Raw genomic sequence first — 20,367 nt, 5'->3', positions numbered from 1 at the left:
GCGGTTGTCAACTGGTTGTGTGTCGAGCGGGTGCCGCCTGTGTTGTTGGTGCTTGCGCCGGGCGTGAGGCGGTCGTGTCGTCTCCTTCCTGGTCGGCCGGCCGCCGGGGCAGCCGCGACGCGGGCAGCAGGCCGAGAGCGGCGAGTGAGGCCAGGATCAGCAGAGTGGAACTCATGGTTGAAACAGCCGAGCCGGTTGCGCTGGCCGCGACGGCGATGCCGAAGGTCGGCCCGATGTTCATGGCGGTCTGCTTGAGCCCGCCGACGACTCCGGCATACCCGGGCGGCGCGTCACCGACGACGGTCCCGGTGGCGGTGACCATCACGGTGGCGAACCCGGCACCGATGGCGGCAAAGACTGCGGCCATGGCCATCCATGTGCTGGCGGGACCGAGCCGGGACAGCCCCGCGATGCCGACCACGACGAGGACCGTACCGGCGATCGCGGTGCGGCGCGCACCGTAGCGGCGCAGTGCCGCGACCGCGGCGGGTGAGCCGAGGACCATGAGCACGGTCAGCGGGAGCACGCGCAGACCGCTGGCGAGTGGGTCGAGGCGAAGTACGTCCTGGAGGTAGAACGTGGCCCTGAACAGCGCGCCGAACACGCCGGCGGTGGTGACCAGCAGGATCGCCATCGACGCCGTCACCGGTACGGACCGCGCTACGGCTGGTGGAACGATCGGGTGCGTGGTGCGTCGTTCGTGCCAGGTGAGCACCGATGCGACGCCGATGACGGCGAGGAATTCGAGCAGCGTCGGCGCGGCGGTCCAGCCCCGCACGGGTACATCGGACAAGGCGTGGACCAGGGTTGCGAGCGCGACCGCCAGCAGGCTCGCGCTGGTGAGGTTGAGCCGTGGAGAGTTGGCACGTTGAGGTGCCGGCGTCCGTACGGCGAGGGCGAGAGCGGCGATGACGAAAGCGAGGGGCACGTTGACCCAGAAGACGGCGCGCCAACCCAGATGAGCCACGAGAACACCGCCCAGGAGCGGACCGGACCCTGCCGCCACCGCGATCGCACTGGTGCGGATGGCGATCGGCGTGCCGAGCCGGTCCGCGGGATACGCCAGCCGTAGCAGCGCGAGCGTCGCAGGTTGCAGGAACGCGGCGAACCCGCCCTGCACCGCGCGCAGGACGATCACCCAGCCGACGGCCGGCGCAAGCGCGATCCCGGCCGAGGCAGCCCCGAAACCGAGGACGCCGACGAACAGCAGGCGCGGGTGACCGTACCGATCCCCGAGGCGCCCGGCGATCACGAGTAGCGCGGCCACGGCGACCAGATAGCCGGTGCTCGTCCACTGGATCTGCGCCACGCTCGCGCCGAGATCACGCTGCATGCCGGGCTGCGCCATGAGCAGGATGGTTCCGTCCAGTGCGACGATCATCGCGCCGACCACGCTGACCAGAAGTGCAATCTGCCGCTGTGCGGGGGCGGTCATGAGGTCGCCGGGCCGAGATGGGCGTCCAGCACTGCCGCGATGAGCCGGTCGCGTTGGTTGTCGCCGGGGTCACCGTCCAGCGGTGGGGCGCCGAGGGCGAGTTGCAGGCTGCCCCAGGCCCACAGCTGGGCCACGCCGTGCAGGTTCGACCACAGGGCGGCGGCGGTCACCGCAGGCGGCGGTCCGGCCTCGTTCGGCCCGTCGGCGTTTCGCGCGGCCTCCCTCTCCGATAGGCATCGGGTGACGAGTCCGGTGAAGTGCCGGAACAGCGGGAGGGTCGACTCGCGCAGCCTCGGTTGGTCCGATGCCTGCGCCGCGCCGTCGAACAGGTCGTGCCGCCACATGAGTTCGAACATGCCGCGGCGTTCCAGTGCGTACCCGACGTACGCCCGTGCGAGGGCCTCCAGCTGGCCGCGCGGTGTGGTCGCGCCCGCGACCGCGGCCTCGAACATGGTTGCCAGGTCCTCGAAGCCGCGACGGCCGATAGCCGAGAGCAGTGCGTGGTGCGTGGGGAAGTACCGACGTGGCGCCCCGTGCGACACCCCCGCTCGCCGGGCTATTTCCCGCAGGCCCACGGACGCGGAGCCCTCGGTCAGCACAAGGTCGACCCCGACATCGATCAACCGCTCCCGAAGGGAGCCCTCATCAGTCATAGACAGTGTCTACCACGCATCGTAGACACTGTCTACTCATTGGGGTGAGTGATCATAATCCTCAGCGGGTGGCGGGGCCGCCTCGTCACTCACTTCTTCCCCCAGGCCGGCTCGGCGAGGAAGGGCGTGCGCACCGCGCGGCCCGACTCTTCGAGGGCCTGCCAGGTCGGGCGCTTGGGGCCGCCGCGGGTGAAGCGCCGCAGCACCTGCTCCGCCTCGGCGGTGCCCAGGCGCAGGGCGGTGGCGTACGCGACCATCTGGTCGTACTACGGCGCGTTCGCGTGGGTCATGGTGTCACTGAGGCCGTACGGGACGCGTGGTGTCGTGCACTGGTGACGATGAGCGAGACGTTCTGCCCGCCGAAGCCGAAGGAATTACTGAGCACGGCCTCCTGGGAGACGTCTCGTCGCTCTGCGACGACATCGAGATCGATATCGGGACCGACGCCGGCTGCGGTGATGTTGCGGGTCGGCGGGATGACGCCGTGCTTCACGCTGAGGACGGCGATGAGCGCTTCGATCGCGCCGGCGGCGCCAAAGAGATGACCGAGCGCCGCCTTGGGGGCCGTCACGGTGGCGCGGCCGAAGACCTCCCCGATCGCGTGCGCCTCGGCGACGTCGCCGACCGGGGTTCCGGTGGCATGGGCGTTGATGTGGCTGATCTGCTCGGGAGCCAAACCGGCTTGCGCGAGGGCCTTCCGCATGGCCGAGATCTGACCGGAGCCGTCGGCAGCGGGCGCCGTGATGTGGTGAGCGTCGGCGGCGATGCCGGCACCCGCGAGCACCGCGTGGACGCGCGCGCCTCGGGCGCTGGCATGCTCGGCGCTTTCGAGCACCACGACAGCAGCGCCTTCACTGAGGACGAATCCGCTGCGGTCCGCGGCGAACGGCCGGGACGCAGACGCGGGTTCGGCGGTATGCCGCGACAGTGCTTGTGCCTGAGCGAAGCCGGCAACGGTGATCGGGGTGATCGCGGCCTCGGTCCCGCCTGCGATGACCATGTCCGCCTCGCCGGCACGGATGAGCCTGGCCCCCAGGGCGATCGCCTCGGCACCGGAGGAGCACGCCGAGACGGGCGTGTAGACCCCGGCTCGTGCACCGTATTCGATACTGATCAGCGCCGCCGCCGCATTGGGCATGAGCATCGGGACCGTACGTGGCGAGACGCGCCGCGTCCCGGCCGCCTCCAGCACGTCGTCTTCCTTCAGCAGCGTCCGTACGCCCCCGATTCCCGTACCGATCGCCGATGCGAGCCGGTCCGGGTCCACCTCCGGGGCACCGGCATCGGTCCAGGCTTCGGCCGCGGCGGCGAAGGCCGCCTGCTGCGAGCGGTCGAGCCGCCTGGCCCGCACCGGCAGCAGCAACTCGGCGGGGTCGATCGCCATCGTCCCCGCGACGGTGTCGGGGAGGCCAGTGTCCTCGTGGCCGGGTAGGAAGCCGCCACGGATGCCGGACTCGCCGGCAAGCAGAGCCTTCCAGGTGGACTCCACGTCTCCACCGAGTGGTGTGATCGCGCCGAGTCCGGTCACGACGACTTCAGTCCGGTGCATGCCCTCAACCTTTCTTGTATGCGATACAAGTGGACCGCCTTGTTGTATCACATACAATTCGGGTGTGGAGAAGAAGCGAACCGAAGCTCGATCAACGTCGACTCGGCCGCGTGACCGCGGTCGCGCGACGAGGCGCCGGCTGATTGAGGCAACTGCCCGGCTCTGCAAGGAGCGACCCGGCGCCGAGGTGAGCGTCGCGGAGATCGCGAACGCGGCGGGCGTCTTCCCCAATCAGGTCACCTACTACTTCGGCTCCAAGGACTCGCTGCTCGTGCACGCCGCCTTTCTCGGCCTGCTGCACGACGCCCGACGGATCGAACGCATCGGTCGCCAAGCCCCCGATGCGGCGACATTTCGGCGCAACATCGCCCGCGCCGTACTGGCCATGCCCTCGCTCCCGTCAGTCGCGCGAGCCCTCGCCGCCGGGATCTCCAAGCCCGAACTCGCCCCCGTGGTCGACCAGCACCTCCAGTTGCTCTTCCGGCAATCCGAGCGCTTCGTGAGCCAGCTCATCGACAGTCGCGGCTGGACGACCCGTCGACCACTCAGCGTGGAGACCAGGACGTTCTGGAGCACCGCGCTCGGCGCAGTGCTGCTCGTCCGCGCCGGGGCACACGGCACCAACGCCGACCTCGACCTCGCCGGAGCGTTGACCATCCATAACGAACCCGAGCTCGGTTAGCTCAGTCGAACAGGCCGACGACGACGTGCGCGGTTCCCGCGCGGCGGTGGCCTTGTCGCGGTCGGCGTGTCTGCCGTCGCCGACGAACTCCACTGCTGCGGCTAGTGCGAGGCGTCAAGAACCTGCTTGCCGGCAACAGTTAGGACCCGGACGACCCGTGGGTGCGGTCCGCCAGCCGGCCCGCGCCCGGCGACGTCGCCCCGGCCGCACCCTCCGCCGCCGATCGGGCGTCTTCCGCCTCGGGCGCGGTGCGGGGGCGGGCACCGTCGCGGCGACGAGGTCGAGGTGGGAGTTCGCCAGGCGCCCACCGCATCATCGACCGTGTCCCCGTCCAGCCGCGCCAGCGGGCGTCCGAGGGTGGAGGCGTTCGGGGCGGCCCGGTTGAGCCCCAGCTGGTCGTGCACCTCAGGCGCCGCGTCGGCCGCGAAGCGGGCGACCTGCGCCGGCGACCGTGCGCCACCGAGCACCACGACCAGGCACAGCCAAGCAGTGAGCCGAGCCGGCCTGGTCGATCTCCGGTCTCAGCTGCCTTGATCAACTGGCGGCGCGCCCGTCGCTTCCACTCGGCCATGCCACCCACCCCACGGGCCAGCGGGCATGTGTGTTGCCATGCACCCCGCGGAACAGTCCCGCGGGTCCGCGTGTCCGCACCGGAAGGGCCGGTGGAGGTCAACTCTGGGCGGTGGGCCGGACGACGATGTCGTTCACGTCGACCGCGGCAGGCTGTTCGATCGCGAAAGCGATCGCCCGAGCGATCGCGTCGGGCGGGATCGCGATGTCGTCCCGCATCCTCGTTATCTCTGCTCTGACCTGGCCGTTGGTTGACGCCTCGGCGAAGTCGGTCGCAGTCGGACCAGGTGAGATGGTGGTCACCCGCAAGGAGGCGCCGGCTTCCTGGCGCAGTCCTTCGCAGATGGCCCGGACCGCGAACTTGGTGCCGGCGTAGACGGCCATGGTCGGCACGATGCGAAACGCGGCCGTGGAGGCGGTGGCGATGAAATGGCCGGTGCCCTGCGCCCGGAAGACCGGCAGCGCGGCGCCGATCCCGTGCAGCACGCCCTTCACGTTGACGTCGACCATGTGGTCCCACTCCTCGACGCGCAGATCGTCGAGAGGCGAGATGGTGCCGACTCCGGCATTGCTGACGAGTACGTCGAGTTGGCCGAAGCACTCACTGGCCAGCGCGACCATGGCCTGCAGGTCCTCCCGCAGGGTCACGTCGGTGCGGATCTGCACGGCCGTGCCACCTGCCTTCTCGATCCGGGCCGCCAGTTCCGCCAGACGTTCGGACCTGCGCGCGCCGAGAACGAGTCGTGCGCCGCGTTCGGCGAGCAGCAGCGCGGTCGCCTCGCCGATACCGCTGCTGGCTCCCGTGATCGCCACCACTTTGCCCTTGATTCCGCACATGAGTCGCCCTCTCCCTCTTCGGCACCGGGGCCGGGGTGCCGGGCGGCAGCGAGTCTTGGAGGAACGTCCGCCAAGCCGTTGCGCACTGGACGGCCGGGTGCCGGTGTGACCGTGTGAGGCCGTCGGTCATGCCGCGGCCCGTGCTCGCACACCAGTCTCTGGGCGCGCTTAGCCTGGTATCCAGACCGTATTTATTCTGGAACTGAAGGTGCCATCGTCATGCCCACTCAGCCGGACCGACGCCGTCAGCTAAGTGAATTCCTGCGCAGCCGAAGAGAGCGCCTGACCCCTGACGAGGTGGGCCTGCCCCAGACCGGCCGCCGCCGGACTCCGGGACTTCGCCGAGAGGAACTGGCACTGCTGGCCGGGATCAGCGCCACCTGGTACACGTACCTGGAGCAGGGGCGAAAGATCCGCGTCTCCGAACAGGTGCTCAACGCCCTCGCCGCGGCGCTGCGGCTCGACCGGCACGAGCGCGATCACCTTCTCCAGCTTGCCGGTCACGCGCCTGCGGCCGAAGCCGAGGAACGCGAGCCGCTGCCGGCCGAGGCGGGTGCCGTCCCCCTGTTGCTCCAGCCGAACCCGGCGTACATCATCGGCGGCAACTATGACGTCCTCAGCCACAACCAGGCAGCCCACGAGTTGTTCCCGAGGCTCATCACTGAGGCGGACCGGCCCGCCAACTTCGCCCGCTGGGTGTTCCTCGAACCGGTGGCCCGGGACATCCTGGTCGACTGGGAACCCGAAGCACGCGGCCTGCTCGGCCGACTTCGGACGCTGGCGGCACGCCACTCCGGCGACCCGCGGTACACCCGGCTGATCGAGGACCTGAACGAGGGCAGCCCAGAGGTACGGGACTGGTGGCCGCAGTACGAGGTGCAGGCCCGGCACAGCGGTCGCAAACGGCTACGACACCCCCAACGGGGAGTGATCGATTATGCGTACACCGCTTTTCACCTGGCCGAACAGCCGGAACAGACACTGGTCGTCTATGCCGACAGCAGCGAACCGCCCGACGGGAGCGCAGCCGTGACCAGCGAATGAGCCGCACACGGCTACTTCTCCGTCGGCTCCCGGGCGGGCGCGGCCCCAGTGGGGCGCAACGAGGCGGAAGAAGTGAAGCGTTCGGGCTGGATTTGTTGGCCCCATCCTGATAAATCACCTAGTCATGGCCATGGAGGCGATTGAACTGCACAGTATCAATCGTTGGGAGGCGTCCTTCCTGCGTGAGGAGGTGGGCGGCTACTTCACCCACGGCGTCGAGTGCAGGCCGGGCGCGACGGTACTTGACGTGGGCGCAAACATCGGTGTGTTCTCGGCGGCCGTCTATGAGCGGCTGGACGGGGACGTGCGGATCTACGCCTTCGAGCCGGTGCCGCCCCTCCACGCGACACTGGAACGCAATGCCCGCGAGTTCTTCAACGGACGTCTGACCGCGCTCCCTTACGGTCTGGCGTCCCAGGACGACGAGCTCGATTTCAGCTATGTTCCGGCCGCCACGATCTTCTCGTCCTCCTGGCGGGATCAGGGGAACATCGAGGCTGAGCGGCGGCGGGTCACCGCCAGCGTTGTCGAAATGATCCGCCAGGGCGGCCTGGGACCGGTCCTGCGCCGCGTACCCGCTCCCCTCCTCACTCTCTTCGTCCGCCGCAAACTGCGGGTGATGCGGCGGCTTGAGACGCACCGGGTGAAGGTCAGGCCCCTGTCATCAGCGCTCGACGAGCACGGCATCGACCACATCGACCTGCTCAAGGTCGATGTGGAAGGCGCCGAACTCGATGTGCTCAGAGGCATCGAGGAACGGCACTGGCCGCTTGTCCGCCAGGCCGTCGTCGAGGTGGAGCGCTGGCAGCAGAACCGCGACACGGTCTGCGAGTTCCTCCTCACGCACGGCTTCACGGTCAGTACCGAGCAGGATGCGGTGCAGCAGGCCGGCGACATCGGCATGGTGTTCGCGGTCAGGCCTTGACCACGCACAGTTTCCCGGCGTTTGAATTCCAACGGCCTTGCCGATCCCTCCTGGACGGTGCCTTCCCGTTCCCACCGCCCGACTCCTGCCACGGTCATTGGGCGGGGCCGGACCTCACCCATACAGTCCACCGAAGCACATGCCTAACCCAGGAAACTCAGCCGCACCTGACGGTTGGGATTGTCCTTGTTGGTGTCCACCAAGCACACCGACTGCCAGGTGCCCAGTTCCAGGCGGCCGGCGATGACCGGGAGGGTCGCGTGCGGCGGGACGATGGCCGGGAGGACGTGGTCGCGGCCGTGGCCGGGGCTGCCGTGACGGTGCTGCCAGCGGTCGTCGGCGGGGAGCAGGGTGTGCAGGGCGGCGAGGAGGTCGTCGTCGCTCCCGGCGCCGGTCTCGATGACGGCGATTCCGGCGGTGGCGTGCGGGACGAAGATGTTGAGCAGGCCGTCGCGGCCGGCCGCCGCCTCCCGCAGGAAGTCCTCGCAGTGGGAGGTGAGGTCGACGACGCGTTCCCGGGAGCCGGTGGAGACGTTCAGCATTCGGGTGGTGAAGGCATCTGACATGCCTCCATCCTGACCCATCCGCCGGGTTCCCCCTCTGCGGCGCGGGCCATTGCCGAGACGAGCGTCCATGGGGGCGGGACACCAGGGACCATGGAGCGGCCGTCCGGCCGGCGCTCGGCGGCTCGTCGCGTACGGCCCTCCCCGCGCGGTCGCATCGACCTGCTGCGGGTGGCCTCCGCGGGTGTCGTCGTGGCCGCTGACGCGCTTTCCCGTTTCTCCGCTGCTTCCCGTTCTCCGCTGCTTCCCGGCTTCGCCACCCACGTCGGAGGATCCGGGTCAGGGGCGTTCCGACCCGCTCCCCGTTGACCTCCAGCCCGTCGCCCCCGCCTCCTCCCCCAACCTCCACGTCCCCCGCCGGCTGCGCCGTACCGCGGTCCCGGTCCTGCTGCCCGTCCTGTGGCAACTCCTCAGCGCTGCCCCTGAACTGACGGCCGATGCGCTCCCCCGCCGGGCCGGATCGCACAGGTCGGCCGGGCCCTGGTGAGCGACGGTTCCCTGCCGTCGGCCACGGGGACGTCGCACCGCGCTGGTCCCGCGCCGCAGGGCCGTCGCCTTCCAGGCGCCTTGGCTCTGCTGGTGCTCGACGAACCTCCCCCCTGCCCTGAACGGGCGCGGGAGGTGTCGCCGGGCGCCCTCGACGCACTCACCGGGATCAAGGCACTGCGCCTGGGCGGGAAGGTGTGGCAGCGCGCCGTGGCTGCGCGGTACCGCTCGTCACCTACGACGTGGCGGAGGCCGTGCTGCTCGCCGGCCGTGTCCTGGTGAGGGACGGCGGCCGGGTTGAGATCACCCACCCCCGCTCCGGGCTCCGCGCCGGCCTGCGGGAACGGCTCGGCGTCGGCACCGCCGCCGAAGCCGCACCATGCACAGGATGGGGCCGAGGCGTGGGCCGAGGGCACCCGGCTGCCGTACGACGTGGCTCTGGCCTCCGTGAGCGGACCAACTCCACCCGTGTCGCGGTCGCCGTCGACAAGCCCGATCAAGGGCTGAGGGCTGAGGGATGGGGGGCTTAGGGGCTGTGGAGAAGGCCGGCAGGCCGGATGCCGGGACGCCCGTCCCCGGTGTCCGGGAAGATCCGCGCCAGGTTCCCGGTTAGTAGAAGCGTGAACGAATCGCGTGAGGTCGAGGTCGTCGTCATCGGCGCCGGTCAGGCCGGGCTGTCCAGCGCCTACCACCTGCGGCGCACCGGCTACGAGCCGGAGCGCGACTTCGTGGTCCTCGACCACTCCCCCGCACCGGGCGGCGCCTGGCAGTTCCGCTGGCCCTCGCTGACCTACGGCAAGGTGCACGGGATGCACGCCCTGCCCGGCATGGAGCTGACGGACGCCGACCCCGCGCGGCCCTCGGCAGAGGTGATCGGAGCGTACTTCGACCGGTACGAGCGCACCTTCGCCCTGCGCGTGCGACGGCCCGTCGACGTACGGGCCGTGCGCGAGGGAGAGGGCGGGCGGCTGCTCGTGGAGACCTCGGACGGCAGTTGGTCGACGCGGGCCCTGATCAACGCCACCGGCACCTGGGACCGGCCGTTCTGGCCGCGCTATGCCGGTCAGGAGACCTTCCGCGGGCGGCAGTTGCACACCGCGCAGTACGCCGGGCCCGAGGAATTCGCCGGACAGCGGGTCGTGGTCGTCGGGGGAGGCGCCTCGGGCACCCAGCACCTGCTGGAGCTGGCCCCGTACGCGGCCGCGACCACCTGGGTCACCCGGCGGCCTCCGGTGTTCCGCGAGGGGCCCTTCGACCAGGAGGCGGGCCGGGCGGCCGTCGCGCTGGTGGAGGAACGGGTTCGCCAGGGCCTGCCACCGCGCAGCGTGGTCTCGGTCACCGGGCTGCCTCTCAACGACGCCGTTCGGCAGGGGCTCGCCGACGGGGTCCTGGACCGGCAGCCGATGTTCGACCGGATCACCCCGGACGGCGTGGCGTGGAACGACGGACGGAGCGTCGACGCGGATGTGATCCTCTGGGCGACCGGGTTCCGAGCCGCGCTGGACCATCTCCGTCCGCTGCGGCTGCGCGAGCCGGGCGGCGGGATCCGGGTCGTGGGCACCCGGGCGGTCGCCGATGCACGTGTCCACCTCGTCGGCTACGGCCCCTCGGCCAGCACCATCGGCGCCAACCGCGCGGGGCGCGCGGCCGTCCGGGACATCAGGCGGCTGCTGGCGGAGGAACAGGAGGAACGGTCGGTCGCCGCGTGACCGTCCGGCGGCTCAGCTGACCGAAGGCTGCGGGGAGCCCCCGAACCCGCCGGGGCTCTGACCGGGGCTCTGCCCCTGCCCGGCCGCCTGGTGCACGGCGTTGAATTCCGCCACGTTGCGCAGGTGCGTCGAGTAGTCGGAGGTGAAGCGGGTGTCTCCCGGCCTGACCGTGACGAAGTACAGCCAGTCGCCCGGTGTCGGATTGAGCGCGGCGCGCATCGCCTCCTCACCCGGGTTGTCGATCGGTGTGGGCGGCAGACCCATGCGCTGGTAGGAGTTGTACGGGCTCTCGATGCGGGTGTCGTCCTGGCTGGTGCGGACGGTGCTGCGGTTCATCGCGTAGTTGATCGTCGAGTCCATCTGCAGCGGCATCCCGCGTTCCAGCCGGTTGAGGACGACCCGGGCGACCTTCCCCATGTCCGCCTGCGTCGCGGCCTCGGCCTGGACGATGCTGGCGATGGTGACGGCCTGGTAGACGTTCATCGCGTTGCGCTGCGCCCCGGCCGCGACCGGCGCCGCGTTGAACTCGCTGTTGGCCGTGTCGACCATGGAGCGCAGCAACGACTCGGGCGTCGTTCCCTTCTCGATGCGATACGTCGCCGGGAAGAGATAGCCCTCCGGGTTGCCCTGGGCCTCGCCGGGCAGTTGCAGTCCGGCCTTCCCGATGGACTTGCGTGTGCTGCCCGGGGGCAGCTTGAGGGCCCTGTCGATCGCGTCGTACACCTGACTCGCGCGCCAGCCCTCCGGGACGACGAGCGCGGTGGGCGGTGGCGGCTCCCCCGGGCGGCTGTCCAGCGTCAGCAGCGGCACCGCCACGGCGGCGCCGACCACGACGGCGCCGGCCGCGAGGAGGGCGAGCCTGCCCCGGCGTGTCAGTCGCATCGTGCCCCGTGGCGGAATCTTCGTCTGCATGCGGGCACGGTAATACGCATATCGCCCTAAATCCGGTACATATGCAGTTGTCGGTCACAGCGTCAGCTCGTCGGTTCGAGTTGGGCGTCCCGGCGCACCAGCGCGGCGTACCTCCCGTCCAGCTCCAGCAGCTCCTCGTGACTGCCCACTTCGGCGACGCGCCCGGAGTCGAGGACCACGATCTGGTCGGCGCCGCGGATCGTGGACAGGCGGTGGGCGATGGTGATCGTCGTCCGGTCGGCCGACAGGGCGTCTATCGCCTCCTGGACGGCGGCCTCCGTACGGGTGTCGAGCGCGCTGGTCGCCTCGTCGAGGATGAGGACCGGCGGATCGCGCAGGATGGTGCGGGCTATCGCGAGGCGCTGCTTCTCACCGCCGGAGAAGCGGTGGCCGCGTTCCCCGACGATCGTGTCGTAGCCGTCGGGCAGCGCGGCTATGTGGTCGTGGATCTGCGCCGCCCCCGCCGCCGCCCGCAGTTCCTCGTCGGTGGCGTCCGGCTTGGCGAAACGGAGGTTGTCGGCGACCGAGGCGTGGAAGAGGTAGGTCTCCTGCGAGACGACACCGACCGCGCGGGCGAGGGTGTCGAAGTCGAGGTCCCGGACGTCGACACCGTCCAGAGTGACACGGCCGCCCGTGACGTCGTAGAGGCGGGGCACCAGATAGCCGAGCGTGGACTTGCCCGCCCCGGTCGGGCCGACGACGGCGAGGCTGCCGCCCGCGGGCACGGTGACGTCGATGCCGTCGAGGACGGGGCGGGACCGGTCGTCGTTGTCGTAGCGGAACTCGACGCCTTCGAAGCGGACTTCGCCCTTGACCTGGTCGAGACGGACGGGCCGCTCTCGCTCGGTGATGTCGACGGGCAGGTCCAGGTACTCGAAGATGCGCTGGAAGAGGGCCAGGGAGGTCTGGATCTGGACGCCGGTCGCGAGCAGGCTCACGGCCGGGCGGAACAGCCCCTGCTGGAGCGAGACGAAGGCGACGATGGTGCCCAGCGAGACCTTCGGGCCGCCGAACTGGAGGGCGAGACCGGCGGTCCAGTAGATGACGGCGGGCATCGCGGCCATGACGATCGTGATCACGGCCATGCGCCAGCGGCCGGCCATGTTCGACCGCACCTCAAGGTCGACCAGGCGCTCGGACTCCTCGGCGAAGGACTCGGCCAGCGAGTCGGAGCGGCCCATCGTGCGGCCGAGGAGGATGCCGCTGACCGAGAGCGACTCCGTGACGGTGGCCGCCATCGCGGCCATCTGCTTCTGCCGCTGCGTGGTGATCTTCTTGCGTTCGCTGCCGACACGGCGGCTTATCCACACGAACACCGGCAGCAGGAGCAGCGAGACGATCGTGAGCCGCCAGTCGAGGGCGACCATCGCGACGATCGTGGCGACGACGCTGGTGGCGTTGGAGACGAGGGAGGTGGCGGTGGAGGTGACGGTGGCCTGCATGCCGCCGATGTCGTTGGCGATCCGGGACTGCACCTCGCCGGTGCGGGTGCGGGTGAAGAAGGCGAGGGACATGCGCTGCAGGCGGCCGTAGACGGCGGTGCGCAGGTCGTGCATGACGCGCTGGCCGACGGTGGTCGAGATCAGCGTCTGCAGCACACCGAAGATGCTGGAGAGGACCGCGCTGAGGATCATGCCGAGCACGAGCAGGCTGAGCAGGCCGGTGCGGCCCTGGGGGATCGCGACGTCCAGGGTCTCCTTGAGCAGGAACGGCGTGGCCACCGAGACCAGGGAGGCGGCGCCGACCAGCAGGCCGACGACCGCCAGCCGGCCGCGGTAGGGACGGAAGAGCTTCAGGATGCGACGCATCTGCCGGGGCTGTTCCCTGGCGTCGGCAGGCGGGGTCCAGGACGTTTCACGGTCGGGGTGCATGGGCTCCTACGGAGGTGAACGGGCGCCGGTCAGGGATCGGCCGACGATGACGAACGGATCGTAGCTCATTGTTACCTATACTCACAATGAACGGCATCCTGATATTGTTCCCGCATGACCACCCCCGACCCCGACGGCCTGCTCGCCGAGCAGTTGCTGCGGCTGACCCGCCGGGTGCACCGCATCCAGAAACGCCATCTGGAACGGCACGACCTGGGCATCACCCCGGCCCAGTCCCGGCTGCTGCGCACCCTCGCGCACTACGCGTCACCCCCGCGCATGGCCGACCTGGCCGAGCGCCTGGAGGTGGTGCCGCGTGCGGTGACGACGCTGGTCGACGGCCTGGAGGCGAGCGGGAAGGTACGGCGGGCGCCGGATCCGGCGAACCGGCGGGTGACGCGGATCGAGCTGACGGACGAGGGGCGCACGACCCTGCGCGAGCTGCGCGGCGCGCGTCGTACGGCGGCCGAGGAGATCCTCGCTCCGCTGACGGAGAAGGAACGCCAGGTGCTCGGTGTCCTGCTGGACTCGCTGATCGACGGCGACGGCGGCACACGCTGCTGACCCGCGGCGCACCGCGGAAAGCCGTGGCCGGCGTCGGCTCGGCCACGGCTTTCCAGCCGCGCGGCGGCGGTCCCTCTCACCTGATCAAGGCACGCACCTGATCAAGGCACGCACCTGTTCAAGGCACGCACCTGGTCAGGCACTCGCCCGGTCAAGGCGCTCGCCTGATCAACACCTTCGGGCCGCCCTCGGCGCTCCGTGCTCAGCAGCGGTCGCGGTCCTCCGTCAGCAGCCCTTGAGCCGTGGCCAGCTCATGGTCGTAGCAGCCGTCGGAGCCGTACAGCCGGTAGCGCTCGCTGGACGTGCCGACCGCGTGCCGCTGGTCGCGCGGGACGTTCATGGTGTACGCCGCGTCACCGCTGTAGGTGTCGTCGAGCCGCGACCACGCGGTGCGCCGGCCGTCCCGCAGTGCCACGGCCGTCGCGCGGTCGCCGAGCGTCAGCACGGTGCGCAGCCGGTCGTCCGTGCCGATGGTGGTGGCGCCGTTCAGGCTGTACGTCCGACGCGTGTGCGTCGTCCGCGCGGGCCCGTGCCCGCCGACGGTGACCGTCTGCACGTCGGACCAGGTGGCGTCCAGGCCGTCCGTGTTCTCGCCGTCGGTCCAGTGGTGGACGGAGGTGTTGGCGAGCGTCCGGGTGACGGTGGTGGTCACGCGGCCGTGCGAGGTGTCGAGGTATCCCGAGACGGTGAGCCGGTGTCCGGCGTCGGTGGTCACGCGGTTCTCCGGACCGGGCGTGTAGACGGAGGAGTTGGCCATGTCCGTCGCCCGGTCCGCGGTCAGCGCGCCGGTGACGTGGTCGCGGTGCGCGTCCTGCCAGACCAGGACGTTCACCGGCGTGCTCCAGCCCGGCTGACCCGCGGGCACGCCGGCCACGGATACCTCGACGCGGTGCGGACGGCCGTCGTCGAGCAGGCCCGCGAAGGGCGTGAGGTCGTAGGTGACCGGACGGACGTCGAAGGCTCCCGGCGCCGGGAGGACGTACCAGAGGAACGGGTCGGACCAGCCGCCGGTCCAGACGTTCGGGAACGGCGCGGCGATACCGGCGAGCCGGCCGTCGACCTTGATCTGGACCTCGCGGTAGGGGCCGTGATCGGCCTTGCAGGAGTACGACGCCGGGTCGGCCACCGTCAGGTACCAGAACTCCTCGCAGCCGCCGCCCGAACCGGTCGCGTACACCTCGGCGACGATCCGCTCGCTGTTGCGCGGCGTGGTGAGGGTCGTGCCGTCGGGCGTGTCGGCCAGGGTGAGCACGCGGTCGGGGGTCCGCTCCGCGGGACGGCCCGCGTAGAAGGTCAGGGTGACGTGCACATCGATGACGCCGGTGTAGGTGTCGTCCACGACGTTGCCGATGAGCATCTCGACGTCCTGCGCGCCGCGGAAGGTGTCGCTGTAGCGGGTGACGTCCTTCTCGACGTGCCATGCGATGCCGTCGGGCGAGGGCTCCGGGGTGGAGGTACGCAGGATCTCGACCCCGCCGACGTGCAGATAGCCGAGGCGGTCGTACTGACGGCCCTTCACCTTGCCGTCGAGCCGCAGGACGACCCTGCTCCAGCGGTCGCCGCAGCCCTGGGGCGGGGTGTACGTGCCTCGGTAGGGCGTGAAGTCACGGAACTGGGTGTCCGCGAGCGTCACCTGGCAGGACGGGGTGTGCGGCCGGTCGACGGGCGGCGCCGCGGTGACCGGGTCGTGCCAGTCGGTGCCGAACTCGGGCGGAACGTCTGCCGCCTGCGCGGCAGCGGCGCCGGTGCCGAAGAACGCGCTCGCCAGGAGGGTCGCCCCGGCGAGCATGGACATGACTATCCGTCTACTCATGGCCCGTGTTCTACGGGGAGTTGACCACCGACCGCAATGAGGAGACCGGACGACAGTCGCCGCGCGAGCCGGTCCAGCGGCAGCGCATACCGGCCGACCGCACAGCGGAACATTTGGTGCTATAAGCACACCTCGCTGACATAGTGCGGTCATGGAGATCATGCCCGCGGGCCGCCCAGCGGGGTCCCCGCGCCGGGAGTCCCGGCGCCCCCGCCCCGCCCTGCGCACCCCTCGCGCCGCCCTGACCCTGGCCCTCGCCGGTGCCGTCGCCGGCGCCGGGGTGGCCGCCGGCCCGCTCACATCCGGCGCCCCCGGCCCGCCCGCCCCCGGCCCGGCCGCCTCCTCGGGCCCGGCGCCCTCCCCCGGCGCGCCGGGCATCGGCGACCCGCTCATGCCGCTCGCCGGCAACGGTGGCTACACCGTCCGCCACTACACGCTCGACTTCGACTGGCGGGCGCCCCGGACGCCGTTCGCCGCCGACGCCACCGTCAGCGCCACCGCCACGCAGCCCCTGTCCCGCTTCGACCTCGACTTCGCCGGCAACACCCTGCACCAGGTGACGGTCGACGGCACACCGGCCGCCGCGGTGCGCGACGGTGACGAACTCGTCGTCACCCCGGCGCGCCCCATCGCTCTCGGCAGCACGTTCACCGTCCGCGTCACCTACACCGCCGACCCGACGCAGAACCGGCACCGCGCCGACGCGATCCAGGACTACGGCTGGGTGCCCACCGCCGACGGCACCTTGGTCTGCGCGCAGCCGGACGGCGCGAAACTGATCTTCCCGGCGAACGACCACCCGAGCCTGCGCGCGCCCGTCACCTTCCACATCACCACCCCGCCCGGTATCAGCGCGGCGGCCAACGGCCGCCTCGTCGGCACCGTCCGGCGACCCGGCGGACGCGTCAGGTGGACCTACGACTCCGAGCAGCCGATCGCGGCGCAGCTGGTCCAGCTGGCGATCGGGAGGTTCACGTTCGCCGACCGCACCGGCCCGCGCGGACTGCCCGTCCGGGACGTGGTCCCGGACGGGCTGGTGGGCGACACGGAGGACTTCCGCTCGCTCACCCCGGGGCATCTCGCATGGCTGGAACAGCGCCTCGGCCCGTACCCGTTCCGCCGCTACGGCGTGCTGGTCGGCGACACCGACCTTCCGGTGGCCCTGGAGACGCAGTCGCTGTCCGTCGTACCGAAGGACGACCTGCTGGGCGACCGGGTCGACGCCGAACGCAACCTCGTCCACGAGCTCACCCACCACTGGACGGGTGACAGCGTCGCCATCCGGCGCTGGTCCGACCTGTGGCTGAGCGAGGGCCACGCACGTTTCTACGAACGTCTGTACTCCGCCGAGCACGGCGGCGTCGGCCTGGAGGACGCGATGCGGGCGGCCTACGAACAGCACGACCAGTGGCGGCACGACGAAGGGGCACCCGCCGAGCCCACGGAGTCCACGCTGTTCAAGGTGATGCGCTACGACGGCTCGGCACTGGTGCTGTACGCGCTGCGGGAGAAGGTCGGCGCGGAGACCTTCGGCCGGATCGAGCGCTCCTGGGTGACGGCGTATCAGGGCCGGGCGGCCGGCACCCGGGACTTCATCGCCCTCGCGTCCCGCGTCGCGGGCGAGGACCTGCGCCCGTTCCTGACCCCGTGGCTGTACGGCCCGCACACCCCGCCGATGCCGGGCCACCCCGACTGGCAGGTGGACCCGGTCGAGGACTGAGCCGGCACGCCGCCGACCGAGTGGCCCCGGCCCGGCCGCTCGGCCACCCCGGTGACGCTTGGCGCGACACGGCGCGAAAGGCACGGAAACGTACCAGGGGTGGCGTCCAGGACAAATCCCTGTGTTCTGGTGGTGACGACATGTCTGGAGAACCGTGCAATGAGAAGACCGGCCGCCCCACGTGTTCCCAACTCCCTCCGCGAGTGCCGCCGGACGGCCTGCGTGATCGCGTCGGCGGCGGTGCTGGTGCCGCTGCTGCTCATCCCACTGGCCGACGACGACACACCGGACCAGCAGCTGCAGAACACCTTCGCGGCGGCCGCCCACGAGTTCCACGTGCCACGCAGTGTGCTCATGAGCGTGTCCTACATGCAGACGCGCTGGGACACCCATCCGGGGACCCCCAGCGTCGCGGGCGGCTACGGGCCGATGCACCTGGTGGACCCCGGCCGAACCGAGGCCCCGTCAGCGGCGGCGGGCCCCTCGGCACAGCACGGCGCCGGCACCCGGTCGCCCGCGGGGGCGGGCGGGATCGCTGCCGCACCCGAGGCCACCCCTTCGCCCGGCCACACCGTCCAGCCGGCGGACCTGGACCGCGCGGCACGCCTGATCGACGTCCCGAGCGAACGCCTGCGGACGGACCCCACCGCCAACATCCGCGGCGGCGCGGCGCTCCTGGCCGCCACACAACGCCAGCTCGGCAAGCCCCTCAGCGACAACCCGGCGGACTGGTGGGAGGCGGTGCAGCACTACCCGGGCACCCGTGACATCACGGCGGCCACCACCTACGCGAACGACGTCTTCGACGTGATCCGCAAGGGGGCGCACCGCATCACCGCCGAAGGACAGAACGTCACCCTCCCCGCCCACCCCGGCGTACGCCCTCACGTCACACGGGCACAGACGCCGCCGCGGCCCAAGCAGGTCGAGTGCCCCGCCGAGCTGTCCTGCGACTGGCTCAGCGCGCCGTACGAGGAGATCGACGAGGACGGCGACTACGGCAACCACGACCTCGGCAACCGGCCCGTCGACCAGGAGATCAACTACATCGTCATCCACGACACCGAGGCGTATCTGCCGAACATGTTCAAGACGGTGCAGGACCCCACGGAGGCGTCCTGGCACTACTCGATCCGCTCCAGCGACGGCCACATCACCCAGCACGTGCGGACCAAGGACGAGGCCTGGCACTCCGGCAACCAGTTCGTCAACGCCCGCTCGATCGGCGTCGAGCACGAGGGCTTCCTCACCCAGCCCGGCAAGTGGTACACGGAACCGATGTACCGGGCCTCGGCGCGCCTGGTGCGCTACCTGGCGAAGAAGTACCGGGTTCCGCTCGACCGGCAGCACATCATCGGCCACGACAACGTGCCCGCGCCGACCGCCGACTCCATCCCCGACATGCACGACGACCCCGGTCCCTTCTGGGACTGGCGGCACTACTTCGACCTGCTCGGCGCACCGCTGCGGGCCTCGGCCGGCCCGGACAGCGACATGGTGATGATCCTGCCGGACTACGCCACCCACAGGCCACGGTTCACCGGGTGCAAAGGCGACGGCCAGGCGTGTGCGCCGCACGGCTCCAACGCCGTGCGCCTCCACACGCGACCGGACGACAACGCCCCGCTGATCCAGGACCCCGGCCGCAAGCCGGACGGCGACCCGTCCACGGAGGACGTCAACGACCTGGGCTCACGCGTCTCCGCCGGCCAGACCTTCGCCGTCGCCGACCGCAGCGGCGACTGGACGGCGATCTGGTTCCAGGGCCACAGGGCCTGGTTCAGGAACCCGGCGAAACACCCGACGGCCGTCGGTGCGAGCGGCCGGATGGTCACGCCGAAGGAAGGCCTGGACGAGATCCCGGTGTACGGACGTGCCCTCCCGGAGGCGGACGCCTACCCCGAGGGCGTGGAGGAGGAGCCCGATGCGCCGCTGCCCTACCGGCTCCGGGCGGGACAGCGGTATGTGACACAGGCCCTCGTCCGCAGTTCGTACGTCCCCCGGTCGTCCATCGTCGACACGCCCGACCCGGTGGTGACGGGCCGCGAGGGGTACTACGAGATCCAGTTCGGCCACCGGCTCGCCTACGTCCGCGCGAGCGACGTGGACATCATCGAGAACGCCCCGGCCGCGGCAGGACCGCCGCCGGCACCCACGGACGGTCCGGCCGGGCGCTAGGGGCCTGTCGTCACATTCCCGTCTGCGGGCAACGACGGGAATGTGACGACAGACCCTAGGCGGCCAGTTCCGCCCGGTCACCCATCACCACGACCGGATCGCGCGCCGGGTCGAGCGTGCGCAGCAGGAACTCCATGGCCCGCCTGGAGACGCTGACGCAGGCCGAGGTGCCGCTGCCGTGGTCCATGTGCAACCAGATGCCGCCGCCCTTGTCCGTGCCCCAGGGGCGGCCGGCGTCGCGCGGCGGGGTGCCCGGGAAGCGGTTGTAGTCGATGGCGATGACGTAGTCGAAGTCGTGCTGGTGCGCCTCGTCCCAGTCGGCCGGAGGCGTATAGGCGCTCACATCGTGGTCGTACGGCAGTCGGGCGCCCGGGTCGGGGAGCACACCGCCCGCGGCGGAGAGGGTGAAGACACCGACCGGGCTGCGCCGGTCCCCCTCGTGGTGGTCGGTGGTCCAGCCGTGCCGCCCGTTGTGGGCGGGCCAACTGCCCGTCGGGTGCCACTCGGCACCACGCCGGGTGTACAGCACCAGCCTGGACTCGGCGGAGTTCGCGCCCTCGCCGTAGACGGCCACGACCTGGCGGGAGTGGGCCGGGATACGCCGGAGGAGGCGGGTGCCGACGCCTGGGATACGGGTCGGGTCGGTCGTGGGGGCCGAGTGCGCGGTGGGGCTCTGCGCCGTCCGGCCGTCGGGCGCCGGCGCTCCGCCGGTGCGGGCGAGGCCGGATGCGGGGCCGCCGCACGCGGTGAGGGTTGCGAAGAGCGCTCCCAGGGCCGCCACGGCAACCGTCCCACGCCACCGCACGCTGTCGATCTCGATGTGCACCGGGCCATGGTGGCCTGAACTCGGTGGATT

16 protein-coding genes and 2 pseudogenes are annotated in these 20,367 nt (G+C 71.0%); 8 read left to right on the top strand and 10 right to left on the bottom strand.

Annotated features, from left to right (window positions below; translation table 11 throughout):
• Positions 1-7: 7 nt before the first annotated feature.
• The 4 genes and pseudogenes from ABT171_RS14600 to ABT171_RS14585 all read right to left on the bottom strand — a co-directional run bounded on the left by ABT171_RS14600 (position 8) and on the right by ABT171_RS14585 (position 3,637).
• Entirely contained in the window at positions 8-1,435 is a 1,428-nt protein-coding gene (locus tag ABT171_RS14600) for an MFS transporter (RefSeq protein ID WP_351243440.1), read from the bottom strand.
• Positions 1,432-2,088, bottom strand: a complete 657-nt coding sequence (locus ABT171_RS14595; protein WP_351243438.1) for a TetR/AcrR family transcriptional regulator — start codon at positions 2,086-2,088, stop codon at positions 1,432-1,434. The genes ABT171_RS14600 and ABT171_RS14595 overlap by 4 nt, the downstream gene beginning before the upstream one ends.
• A 110-nt stretch (positions 2,089-2,198) precedes the next feature.
• Positions 2,199-2,354 (bottom strand): annotated as a pseudogene (locus ABT171_RS14590) (Tn3 family transposase); the annotation flags it as partial.
• Between the two features lie 20 nt (positions 2,355-2,374).
• Positions 2,375-3,637, bottom strand: a complete 1,263-nt coding sequence (locus ABT171_RS14585; RefSeq protein WP_351243436.1) for a beta-ketoacyl-[acyl-carrier-protein] synthase family protein — start codon at positions 3,635-3,637, stop codon at positions 2,375-2,377.
• Positions 3,638-3,701: 64 nt separating this feature from the next.
• Between ABT171_RS14585 and ABT171_RS14580 the strand changes: the two genes are divergently transcribed.
• Positions 3,702-4,319, top strand: coding sequence for a TetR/AcrR family transcriptional regulator C-terminal domain-containing protein (locus ABT171_RS14580; RefSeq protein WP_351243434.1), 618 nt, complete (start codon positions 3,702-3,704; stop codon positions 4,317-4,319).
• A 669-nt stretch (positions 4,320-4,988) separates the two neighbouring features.
• Here the strand turns inward: ABT171_RS14580 and ABT171_RS14575 are convergent.
• Positions 4,989-5,726 carry an SDR family oxidoreductase gene (locus ABT171_RS14575; RefSeq protein WP_351243432.1) on the bottom strand — a complete coding sequence of 246 codons (738 nt, stop codon included), beginning with the start codon at positions 5,724-5,726 and terminating at the stop codon, positions 4,989-4,991.
• Between the two features lie 219 nt (positions 5,727-5,945).
• Between ABT171_RS14575 and ABT171_RS14570 the strand changes: the two genes are divergently transcribed.
• On the top strand, positions 5,946-6,770 hold the full coding sequence (locus ABT171_RS14570) for a helix-turn-helix transcriptional regulator (protein ID WP_351243430.1): 825 nt from the start codon (positions 5,946-5,948) through the stop codon (positions 6,768-6,770).
• A 124-nt stretch (positions 6,771-6,894) separates the two neighbouring features.
• Positions 6,895-7,695, top strand: coding sequence for an FkbM family methyltransferase (locus tag ABT171_RS14565; protein ID WP_351243428.1), 801 nt, complete (start codon positions 6,895-6,897; stop codon positions 7,693-7,695).
• A gap of 143 nt (positions 7,696-7,838) precedes the next feature.
• Here the strand turns inward: ABT171_RS14565 and ABT171_RS14560 are convergent, their stop codons facing one another.
• On the bottom strand, positions 7,839-8,261 hold the full coding sequence (locus tag ABT171_RS14560) for a secondary thiamine-phosphate synthase enzyme YjbQ (RefSeq protein ID WP_351243426.1): 423 nt from the start codon (positions 8,259-8,261) through the stop codon (positions 7,839-7,841).
• A gap of 570 nt (positions 8,262-8,831) precedes the next feature.
• Here ABT171_RS14560 and ABT171_RS41900 point away from each other — a divergent pair.
• A pseudogene (locus tag ABT171_RS41900) lies at positions 8,832-9,118 on the top strand (hypothetical protein); the annotation flags it as partial.
• A gap of 246 nt (positions 9,119-9,364) precedes the next feature.
• Positions 9,365-10,453, top strand: coding sequence for an NAD(P)-binding domain-containing protein (locus ABT171_RS14550; RefSeq protein ID WP_351243424.1), 1,089 nt, complete (start codon positions 9,365-9,367; stop codon positions 10,451-10,453).
• Positions 10,454-10,465: 12 nt separating this feature from the next.
• Here the strand turns inward: ABT171_RS14550 and mltG are convergent, their stop codons facing one another.
• Together mltG and ABT171_RS14540 are read right to left on the bottom strand one after the other, a co-directional pair.
• Complete coding sequence (mltG, locus tag ABT171_RS14545) at positions 10,466-11,365, bottom strand: endolytic transglycosylase MltG (protein ID WP_351243422.1); 900 nt, start codon at positions 11,363-11,365, stop codon at positions 10,466-10,468.
• A 62-nt stretch (positions 11,366-11,427) separates the two neighbouring features.
• The gene (locus tag ABT171_RS14540) at positions 11,428-13,236 is read right to left on the bottom strand and encodes an ABC transporter ATP-binding protein (RefSeq protein WP_351243420.1); all 1,809 of its coding nucleotides are present in this window, start codon (positions 13,234-13,236) and stop codon (positions 11,428-11,430) included.
• A gap of 114 nt (positions 13,237-13,350) precedes the next feature.
• Between ABT171_RS14540 and ABT171_RS14535 the strand changes: the two genes are divergently transcribed.
• Positions 13,351-13,800, top strand: coding sequence for a MarR family winged helix-turn-helix transcriptional regulator (locus tag ABT171_RS14535; protein ID WP_351243418.1), 450 nt, complete (start codon positions 13,351-13,353; stop codon positions 13,798-13,800).
• A 202-nt stretch (positions 13,801-14,002) separates the two neighbouring features.
• On the opposite strand, the gene ABT171_RS14530 is transcribed toward ABT171_RS14535, so the two are convergent.
• Entirely contained in the window at positions 14,003-15,613 is a 1,611-nt protein-coding gene (locus tag ABT171_RS14530; protein ID WP_351243416.1) for a peptide-N4-asparagine amidase, read from the bottom strand.
• A 151-nt stretch (positions 15,614-15,764) separates the two neighbouring features.
• Here ABT171_RS14530 and ABT171_RS14525 point away from each other — a divergent pair, with 151 nt between their 5' ends.
• Positions 15,765-17,333: a M1 family metallopeptidase gene (locus ABT171_RS14525; protein ID WP_351243414.1), complete on the top strand. Its 1,569-nt coding sequence runs from the start codon at positions 15,765-15,767 to the stop codon at positions 17,331-17,333.
• A 159-nt stretch (positions 17,334-17,492) separates the two neighbouring features.
• Positions 17,493-19,511, top strand: coding sequence for an N-acetylmuramoyl-L-alanine amidase (locus tag ABT171_RS14520; RefSeq protein ID WP_503075171.1), 2,019 nt, complete (start codon positions 17,493-17,495; stop codon positions 19,509-19,511).
• Positions 19,512-19,566: 55 nt separating this feature from the next.
• Here the strand turns inward: ABT171_RS14520 and ABT171_RS14515 are convergent, their stop codons facing one another.
• Positions 19,567-20,337 (bottom strand): L,D-transpeptidase family protein, encoded by a 771-nt coding sequence (locus ABT171_RS14515; RefSeq protein WP_351243410.1) that lies wholly within the window; start codon positions 20,335-20,337, stop codon positions 19,567-19,569.
• Between the last annotated feature and the right edge of the window lie 30 nt (positions 20,338-20,367).

It is taken from the genome of Streptomyces sp. NPDC001851, assembly GCF_040297165.1.
Classification (GTDB): domain Bacteria; phylum Actinomycetota; class Actinomycetes; order Streptomycetales; family Streptomycetaceae; genus Streptomyces.
The sequence above is the reverse complement of the archived record's forward strand: the minus strand, read 5'-3'. Positions and strand labels throughout refer to the sequence as shown.

Bases quoted from the DNA above. Each gene is read 5' to 3' on its own strand.
- ABT171_RS14525 (WP_351243414.1), top strand. From the start codon at position 15,765: ATGGAGATCATGCCCGCGGGCCGCCCAGCGGGGTCCCCGCGCCGGGAG.
- ABT171_RS14540 (WP_351243420.1), bottom strand. From the start codon at position 13,236: ATGCACCCCGACCGTGAAACGTCCTGGACCCCGCCTGCCGACGCCAGG.
- ABT171_RS14600 (WP_351243440.1), bottom strand. From the start codon at position 1,435: ATGACCGCCCCCGCACAGCGGCAGATTGCACTTCTGGTCAGCGTGGTC.
- ABT171_RS14520 (WP_503075171.1), top strand. From the start codon at position 17,493: ATGAGAAGACCGGCCGCCCCACGTGTTCCCAACTCCCTCCGCGAGTGC.
- ABT171_RS14530 (WP_351243416.1), bottom strand. From the start codon at position 15,613: ATGAGTAGACGGATAGTCATGTCCATGCTCGCCGGGGCGACCCTCCTG.
- ABT171_RS14575 (WP_351243432.1), bottom strand. From the start codon at position 5,726: ATGTGCGGAATCAAGGGCAAAGTGGTGGCGATCACGGGAGCCAGCAGC.
- ABT171_RS14595 (WP_351243438.1), bottom strand. From the start codon at position 2,088: ATGACTGATGAGGGCTCCCTTCGGGAGCGGTTGATCGATGTCGGGGTC.
- mltG (WP_351243422.1), bottom strand. From the start codon at position 11,365: ATGCAGACGAAGATTCCGCCACGGGGCACGATGCGACTGACACGCCGG.
- ABT171_RS14535 (WP_351243418.1), top strand. From the start codon at position 13,351: ATGACCACCCCCGACCCCGACGGCCTGCTCGCCGAGCAGTTGCTGCGG.
- ABT171_RS14570 (WP_351243430.1), top strand. From the start codon at position 5,946: ATGCCCACTCAGCCGGACCGACGCCGTCAGCTAAGTGAATTCCTGCGC.
- ABT171_RS14560 (WP_351243426.1), bottom strand. From the start codon at position 8,261: ATGTCAGATGCCTTCACCACCCGAATGCTGAACGTCTCCACCGGCTCC.
- ABT171_RS14585 (WP_351243436.1), bottom strand. From the start codon at position 3,637: ATGCACCGGACTGAAGTCGTCGTGACCGGACTCGGCGCGATCACACCA.
- ABT171_RS14565 (WP_351243428.1), top strand. From the start codon at position 6,895: ATGGCCATGGAGGCGATTGAACTGCACAGTATCAATCGTTGGGAGGCG.